The following is a 1464-nucleotide window of genomic DNA, read 5'->3' as shown; positions in this document are numbered from 1 at the left end:
GGCGGTGGCCGCCGGCACTGAGCAAATTGCGCAACCGGTAGTTCGGAACGCTCCGCGGATCAGGCAGTTAGTGCGTGGTTGTCTCGATCGACCCTGGTGCGGCGTGGCGTCAGGTGAGAGACGTCAGGGTCTCTTTGAATGGTTATCGACTAAGAAAAACCTTCACAAGAAACCCTGACATGAATAATGCTACTTGTTGCAGCCGGTGGTGTGCGCGTGCCGACGCTCTTCTGGATGTTCCTGGCATCCACGTTGTTGCCGTGGAGAACACTGCCCGTGAACAGATCATCACTGTTGAGACCGATGAGGCCCTGAATGGGTGCCCAGTCTGTGGGGTCGTGGCGGTCGGCCACGGCCGGCGGATCGTGCGTCTGCATGACACGCCCGCTCACGGTCGCCCGGTTCGGTTGGATTGGGCCAAACGAATATGGCGTTGTGCTGATCCTGACTGCCCTGCCGGGACCTTTACTGAAACCCATGTGCTGGCGCCGGCGAAGGCGAAACTGACCACCCGCGCCATTACTTGGGCCACGGACGCGCTCTCCCGTTTCGATACCTCGGTCTCGGCCCTTGCCTATCAGCTTGGCGTCTCTTGGCACACGCTCTGGAAACCCGTGAAGGCAGAAGCGGAGCGCCGCACCAGCACGAGCGACCGGTTGGTCGGGGTTGATGCGTTGGGTGTTGATGAGCATGTCTGGGTTCATACCGGCTTCCCCGGTTCGGGCATGGTCACCGGCATCATTGACCACACCCGCGACGCCAACGGGGTCGTTCATGCCCGGCTGCTCGACCTGGTCGAGGGACGGTCAGGGAAAAGCTACGCTGACTGGCTCAAGGCACAAACACCCGAATTCCGGGCAGGAATCAAGGTTGCCACCCTGGATCCGTTCCGTGGCTACGCCAATGCGATCCGTGACGAGCTGCCCGACGCCATCCAGGTCCTTGATGCCTTCCATGTCGTGAAACTTGCCTCCACAATGGTCGATGACGTTCGCCGCAGGGTTCAGCAAGACACCCTCGGGCACCGCGGGCGCAAAGGCGATCCACTGTTCCAGATCCGTCGTTCCCTGCAGATCGGCGTTGAGCACCTCAGCGACAGGCAGGTCGCCAGGCTGAACGCGAAGCTCGAGGCCGGGGACCCCAACTACGAGGTCACACTCGCTTGGCAGTGCTACCAACAAGTGAGGGCTATCTACCATGCAGCACCGGAGCGAGGACGGGACCTCGTGGCCAAAGCCTTGGCCGCATTCCCATCGTGCCCAATCCCGGAAGTCGCCCGGCTCGGACGGACCTTGAAGTCCTGGAGGGAAGAGATACTCGCCTACTTCAAAACCCAGGGCGCCTCGAATGGCCCAACGGAGGCCGTGAACGGAGTCATTAAAACGACCCGGCGGATTGCTCGCGGGTTCAGGAACTTCTCGAACTACCGGTTGCGCAATTTGCTCAGTGCCGGCGGCCACCGCC

1 protein-coding gene is annotated in these 1464 nt (G+C 61.4%); it reads left to right on the top strand.

Annotated elements, in window-relative coordinates; all coding sequences use genetic code 11:
• Positions 1-179: 179 nt before the first annotated feature.
• On the top strand, positions 180-1464 hold a 1285-nt coding region (locus LOH53_RS16690), incomplete at its 3' end, for an ISL3 family transposase (protein ID WP_230068889.1).

Origin of the sequence: Arthrobacter cryoconiti, from assembly GCF_020905375.1 — a bacterium.
Taxonomy (GTDB): Bacteria; Actinomycetota; Actinomycetes; order Actinomycetales; family Micrococcaceae; genus Specibacter; species Specibacter cryoconiti.
This window is presented reverse-complemented; position numbering and strand designations above follow the sequence as displayed.